Annotated in this window: 4 tRNA genes; all 4 read left to right on the top strand. The window is 48.2% G+C overall.

Features of this window, described 5'->3' with window-relative positions:
• Positions 1-21: 21 nt before the first annotated feature.
• The 4 genes from GSM_RS13655 to GSM_RS13640 all read left to right on the top strand — a co-directional run bounded on the left by GSM_RS13655 (position 22) and on the right by GSM_RS13640 (position 367).
• Positions 22-106 (top strand) — tRNA-Leu (locus GSM_RS13655).
• Positions 107-111: 5 nt separating this feature from the next.
• Positions 112-184 (top strand) — tRNA-Thr (locus GSM_RS13650).
• Between the two features lie 13 nt (positions 185-197).
• Positions 198-269 (top strand) — tRNA-Gly (locus GSM_RS13645).
• Positions 270-281: 12 nt separating this feature from the next.
• Positions 282-367: transfer RNA gene (locus GSM_RS13640), tRNA-Leu, on the top strand.
• Positions 368-390 lie beyond the last annotated feature (23 nt).

Raw genomic sequence — 390 nt, 5'->3', positions numbered from 1 at the left:
TTGTTTTTTATATTATAATTTGCGGGTGTGGCGGAATTGGCAGACGCACTAGATTTAGGTTCTAGCGTCGAAAGACGTGGGGGTTCAAATCCCTTCACCCGCACCATATTTGCCGACTTAGCTCAGTTGGTAGAGCATCTGATTTGTAATCAGAGGGTCGGGCGTTCGAATCGTCTAGTCGGCATTTATATATTTACGCGGAAGTAGTTCAGTGGTAGAACATCACCTTGCCAAGGTGGGGGTCGCGGGTTCGAATCCCGTCTTCCGCTTGTTTGTTTTTTGCCGGGGTGGCGGAACTGGCAGACGCACAGGACTTAAAATCCTGCGGTAAGTGATTACCGTACCGGTTCGATTCCGGTCCTCGGCATTAAATTTTATATTATGCACCCA

The sequence above is a fragment of the Liquorilactobacillus mali KCTC 3596 = DSM 20444 genome (assembly GCF_000260415.1).
GTDB classification, from domain to species: domain Bacteria; phylum Bacillota; class Bacilli; order Lactobacillales; family Lactobacillaceae; genus Liquorilactobacillus; species Liquorilactobacillus mali.
Note: the sequence above shows the minus strand (reverse complement) of the source record. Positions and strands in the feature narration are given on the sequence as shown.